The 5,191-nt window shown below is 73.0% G+C and carries 5 protein-coding genes; 2 read left to right on the top strand and 3 right to left on the bottom strand.

Annotated elements, in window-relative coordinates; genetic code table 11:
- Positions 1 to 144: 144 nt before the first annotated feature.
- Together PROKR_RS16465 and PROKR_RS16460 are read right to left on the bottom strand one after the other, a co-directional pair.
- Positions 145 to 1,053 carry an oxidoreductase gene (locus PROKR_RS16465; RefSeq protein ID WP_036964772.1) on the bottom strand — a complete coding sequence of 303 codons (909 nt, stop codon included), beginning with the start codon at positions 1,051 to 1,053 and terminating at the stop codon, positions 145 to 147.
- Between the two features lie 168 nt (positions 1,054 to 1,221).
- Positions 1,222 to 2,283, bottom strand: a complete 1,062-nt coding sequence (locus PROKR_RS16460; RefSeq protein ID WP_036964771.1) for an LLM class flavin-dependent oxidoreductase — start codon at positions 2,281 to 2,283, stop codon at positions 1,222 to 1,224.
- Positions 2,284 to 2,409: 126 nt separating this feature from the next.
- On the opposite strand from PROKR_RS16460, the gene PROKR_RS16455 reads away from it, so the two are divergent.
- Positions 2,410 to 2,889, top strand: coding sequence for a GNAT family N-acetyltransferase (locus PROKR_RS16455; RefSeq protein WP_245605854.1), 480 nt, complete (start codon positions 2,410 to 2,412; stop codon positions 2,887 to 2,889).
- A gap of 146 nt (positions 2,890 to 3,035) precedes the next feature.
- Positions 3,036 to 3,857, top strand: a complete 822-nt coding sequence (locus PROKR_RS16450) for a metal-dependent hydrolase (protein ID WP_051433061.1) — start codon at positions 3,036 to 3,038, stop codon at positions 3,855 to 3,857.
- A 73-nt stretch (positions 3,858 to 3,930) separates the two neighbouring features.
- Here PROKR_RS16450 and PROKR_RS16445 read toward each other — a convergent pair.
- Positions 3,931 to 5,191: MinD/ParA family ATP-binding protein (locus tag PROKR_RS16445; RefSeq protein WP_425414904.1), on the bottom strand; the 1,261-nt coding region annotated here is incomplete at its 5' end.

The raw sequence follows: 5,191 nt of genomic DNA, 5'->3' as shown, positions 1-5,191 counted from the left end.
CCGCGAGCCGCTTGGCGGCCTCGCGGCCGGTACCGCTGTTGGCCCCCGTGACCACGACCGTGCGCCCGGTCTGGTCCGGCACGTGCGGGCGGGCAGGCAGGTCCGCCGTCTGCGCGGCGCTGGTCGAGCCGTTCGTCGGGCCGCTCATCCGACCGGGACGGCGGTCGAGGTGATCTCCTCGGCGACGGCCCACAGCCGGGCCGCGGTCGCGTCGTCCCGCATGCGCCGGTTGAGGCGCGCCGGGCGGGGATCTCCGGTCAGCCCGAACCGGGGGCCGTAGTAGGCACCGGAGGTGGCGGCCGGGTCGGCGGCCGCCAGCAGGATGGAGCCGGCGCCCTCGGGCGCCTCCATCGACGGCAGGATGCTCCCCGGCGACCAGCGCACCGGCTGCTCCTTGCCCATGCTCGGGCCCGTGACCTGGAGGTTGGTCCGCGTGAAGCCGGGGTGCGCGGCCGTGCTCACCAGCGTCCAGCCCCGGTGTCCGGCGAGGTGCGCGAGGTGCCGGGCGAGGTACAGGTCGGCGAGCTTGGACTGCCCGTAGGCGGCCCAGGTGCGGTAGGGACGGCGCTCCCGGTCGAGGTCCGTGAAGTCGATGCGGCCCGCGTTGGCCACGCCGGAGCTCATGGTGGCCACCCGCGGGGCGGGCGCGGCCAGGAGCAGCGGCAGCAGCAGGTTGGTCAGCGCGAACGGGCCCAGGAAGTTGGTGCCCCACTGCAGCTCGTGACCGTCGGCGGTCTGGTAGCGCCGCGGCGTCGCCATCACTCCGGCGTTGTTCACGAGGGTGTCGAGCCGGCCGAGGTCGCGCCCGAGCCCGTCCGCGAACGCCCGGACGGACGCCAGGTCGGCGAGGTCCAGGATCCGTACCTCCGCCTGTGCGTCGGGGCGGGTGCCGAGCACCTCGGCGAGCGCGTCGGCCCCTTTGTCGGGGTTGCGGACGGCAAGGACCACGCGGGCGCCGGCAGCGGCCAGGCGCTTGGCGGTCTCGCGGCCGGTGCCGCTGTTGGCGCCGGTGACGACGACGGTGCGGCCGGTCTGGTCGGGCACGGTGTACATGGGGCTCCTCGGGCGGTTCCACTAGGCCAACCAACCAACCAGTTGGTTGACGATTCCCACTATGCACCCGCTCCCCCGCCGAGACAAGCCCTGGGAACGACAAGGGGCGCCGGTCCGAGGATCCGGCACCCCTTGTCGGTCGCGGCGCGGGCCGCGACCAGCGCGTCGTCAGGCGTTCAGCGCGCCCGCCACCAGCTCCAGCGTCTGCGCCCGGCCGAACGTGGCGTCCAGCGGCTCGTCGTCGCGCGACCCGGCGACCGGGACGAGCATGACCTCCTCGACGCCGTGCCGCTCCGCCAGGCCGCGCACCTCGGCCGCCACGTGCTCGGCGTCGCCGATCAGCCAGCGAGCCCGCATCGCCTCGATGGACTGGGCGAGCATGCCGTCGGCCGGCTCGTCCGCCTGGGCGCGCAGCGCCTCCTCGACCGTCTCCAGCGCACCGAGCTTCTGCCCGGACCGCAGGCGGGCCATCTGGCGCAGCTGCGGCAGGGCGCGGTCGTGCGCCTCGTCCTGCGTCGGCGCGGCCACCGCGTTGACCGTCACGAACGTGCGCGGCTCCGGATGCTCCTCCGACGGCCGGTAGCCCTCCCGGTACAGGGCGAGGATCTGGTCCATGCCCTGCCCGGAGAAGTGGTTGGCGAACACGTACGGCAGCCCGAGCTCGGCCGCGAGCCGCGCCGAGTAGTCGCTGGAGCCCAGCAGCCACACCGTGGGCACGCTCGCCGCGGCCGGCGTCGCCCGCACGTCGTAGATGTCGCCGGAGACCAGGCGCAGGCGGGCGCCGTCGGGGCCCATGAGGCTCAGGATGTCGGTGACGTGCTGCGGGAACCGGTCCACGTCCGCCGTCGGCCCCGTGGCGCGCAGCAGCGAGGTGACTACGGGATCGCTGCCCGGGGCGCGGCCGATGCCGAGGTCGATGCGGCCAGGGGCCACGGCCTCGAGCGCCGCGAACTGCTCGGCGACCACGAGCGGGGCGTGGTTGGGCAGCATCACGCCGCCCGAGCCCACGCGGATGCGCGAGGTCCGCGCGGCGGCCGCGGCGATCATGACCGGGGGCGACGACGCCGCCACCGCCGCCATGTTGTGGTGCTCCGCGAACCAGTAGCGCTCGTAGCCGAGGCGGTCGGCGAGCGCCGCCAGGTCGAGCGAGGCCGACAGGGCCTGGGCACTGGTCTGGCCCGAGCGGACGGGCACGAGGTCGAGGACGGAGAGGCGCGGCGTGGTGTTCATCGCCTGCGTCAACCGTCGCGGGGTGCGGCATGTTCCGGCCCGAGTCGTCCTTTACCAGTTCTGTACCGTTTTCGGTATCGCAGAACATCATGGCGTCCACCCGGTTCGGCCTGACATGATCACGTGGTGTCTGTTGATGTGCGCCTCGCGACCGACGAGGACGTCGACGCCGTGGTCGACCTGTTCCGGCAATACCTGCGGTTCTACGGGCAGGAGGTGCCCGACGCCGAGGCGCGGGCCTATCTGACCGCCCGCCGCGACGCGGGTGACAGCGTGCTGCTCGTCGCGGAGGTGGCCGTGGAGGGCTCCGACCCGGCGGAGGACGCCAGGATCGTCGGGTTCGCGCAGAGCTACCCCACGTGGTCGTCGGTGAGCCTGAGCCGGTCGTGGGTGCTGAACGACCTGTTCGTCTCGCCAGCCGCGCGCGGGACGGGCGGGGCGCGCGCCCTGGTGCAGGAGACCTGCCGCCTGGCCAAGGAGGCCGGGGCCATCCGGGTCTCGCTGGCCACCGCGTGGGACAACCTCGCCGCCCAGGGACTGTACGAGTCCGAGGGCTTCGTGCGCGACCAGAACTTCCACCACTACGCGTACGTGACGGGCGCCTGACCCGCACGAGGCGCAGGACGCGCGGCGCGCTCCTCCGGCTTGGTGTCGGTAGCCCGCGCTAGGGTGTGCCCCGGCCAGGAACAGACCTGGTCAGAAGGCCTAACTGCCGATTCGGGGAGACCCCGGGAACTGGAGCGCACACCACCATGATGGGAGGCAACCACGCCGCGACGGGAGCCGCGGCCTGGGTAGCGGTCACCGCGTCGACGCCGATCGCCTTCGGCTGGTATCCGGTGACCGACACCGGCGTGATCGCGGGAGCGCTCGTCTGTGCCGGAGCCGCGCTCCTGCCGGACGCCGACCATCACTCGGGCACCATCGCGAACTCGCTCAAGCCGGTGTCGAACGGCGTGGTCAAGGTCATCGAGGCCGTCTCGGGCGGGCACCGCAAGGGCACGCACTCCATCCTCGGTGTCGCCGTGTTCACGGCCATCGCCTGGGGGCTCAGCTTCCTGAGCATCGACACGGGCAACGAGCAGATCGGCTCGATCCTGATCGGCCCGGGCATCATGTGCGTGCTGCTCGTCGCGTTCGCCCTCAAGGCGCTCAAGATCACGCGGGACACGAAGCTGCTGCCGTGGACCACGTCGGTCACGCTGGCGGTGCTGATCGCGATCTTCGCACCCGAGGAGTGGTTCTGGATGCCGTTCAGCGTGGCGCTGGGCTGCACCGTGCACATCCTCGGCGACATGATCACCACCAACGGTGTGCCGCTGCTGTGGCCGCTGAAGTTCCGCAGCCCCCGCTGGATGCGTGACGGCCGCGGCCTGGAGCTCGACATGATCTGGCGTTCCGGCGGCAACCTCTCGCTGCCGATCCTGGGCGACGCCGGGTCGGTCCGGGAGTGGATCTTCCTCATCCCCGTGTCGCTCTACGCGATCGTCGGCATCGTGTGGGCCCTGCTCAACGAGATGGGCTACGACACCATGGCGGTGTGGAACCAGGTGCTCGCGCTCTTCCCGGCCTGAGCCGCCCGGCACGACGACGCCGTCCGGCCCTCGCCCGCTGCCGGGCGGGGGCCGGACGTCGTTCGACCCTCGTTCAGAGGCCCCCGGCCACGGCGGCGCCTGCGGCGAGCCAGGCGCGCCGCGTCTCGGGGCGCAGCGCACCGTACCGCAGGTGGCCGTCGACCATGGCGGGGTCGAACGGGATGGTCACGACCTCACGGGCCAGGGACCGGTAGCCGTCGGCCACCTTCTCGAGCTCGCCCGAGGACTCCTTCTGGTCGGCCTGGCTGACGACGACGACGGCCTGCTGGGCCAGGTAGGCCGACCGGCCGTCGCGGGTGCCGAGCGCCTCGAGCAGCAGGGCACCGGCCTCGGCGTGGTCGTCGCGCGTGGTGGTGGCCACCACGAGCTGGTCGGTCAGGTCGATCATCCGCTGCCACATCGGGTCGGACTCGTCGTTGCCGGAGTCGATGAGGATCATCCGGTAGTACTTGGAGAGCACGGAGTGGATCGCGTCCACGTCCTGCGGCTCGATGCGCTGCTCGTTGGCCATGGCGATCGGCTTGGACCGGAGCACGTCGAACCGGTCGCGCGTCTGGTGGTGCACGTACCGCGCCAGGTCGGCCGCCTGCGCCGACGGCCCCAGCAGGCGGTCCGTCTGCGGCAGCAGGTCCAGCAGCGTGGACTCGTGCGGGCCCTGCTCGGTGCGCCAGCCCAGCGTCCCGCGGGTCTGGTTGTTGTCCCATGTGACCACGCCCGCGCCGCCGAACTGCGCGAACACCGCCGCGAGCAGCACCGTCGACGGCGTCTTGCCCGCGCCGCCCTTGCCGTTCACCATCGAGATGGTACGCGGGCCGGGCCAGTGCTGGCTCACCGCGCGCTCGTCGGCGCGTTCGAGCCGTTCCGACTCGCTCGGCCCCACGCGGATGCCCATACGGGTGAGCATCCCGCGGAGGCCCTGCGTGGCCGGGTCCTCGTCCTGCTGGTGCGTGAGGAACGACTGCCGCGCCTCACGGCGGGAGCGCGGTGCGCTCGGCTCGCCCGCCGGCACGGGGGCCGACTCCAGGTCGGACAGGCCCGCGTCCGGCTCGCCGTAGCTCGCGGTCGGTACGGCGTTCACGGGAGCCGAGACGGGGCTGGAGACACTGCCGGGGGTCGCGGTCGCGATTCCGCCGTGGACCCCGTTCGACCCGTTGCCCGGGCCGTCCTGCGCCGCGTTCTCGCGGACCCAGTCGGCCACGCCCGCGTCGCCGTCCGCGTCCGCACCGGACGGGACGGGAATGGTGGCCGGGTCGCCCTGCGCGGGGCTGCCCAGGGCGAGGTCCGACGGCGCCTGCGCGGCGTCGGGCAGCTCA

The sequence above is a fragment of the Promicromonospora kroppenstedtii DSM 19349 genome (genome assembly GCF_000515355.1).
Taxonomy (GTDB): domain Bacteria; phylum Actinomycetota; class Actinomycetes; order Actinomycetales; family Cellulomonadaceae; genus Promicromonospora; species Promicromonospora kroppenstedtii.
The sequence above is the reverse complement of the archived record's forward strand: the minus strand, read 5'-3'. Positions and strand labels throughout refer to the sequence as shown.

Excerpts from the sequence above, each read along its gene's own strand:
- PROKR_RS16460 (WP_036964771.1), bottom strand. The coding sequence starts at position 2,283 with ATGAACACCACGCCGCGCCTCTCCGTCCTCGACCTCGTGCCCGTCCGC.
- PROKR_RS16450 (WP_051433061.1), top strand. The coding sequence starts at position 3,036 with ATGATGGGAGGCAACCACGCCGCGACGGGAGCCGCGGCCTGGGTAGCG.
- PROKR_RS16465 (WP_036964772.1), bottom strand. The coding sequence starts at position 1,053 with ATGTACACCGTGCCCGACCAGACCGGCCGCACCGTCGTCGTCACCGGC.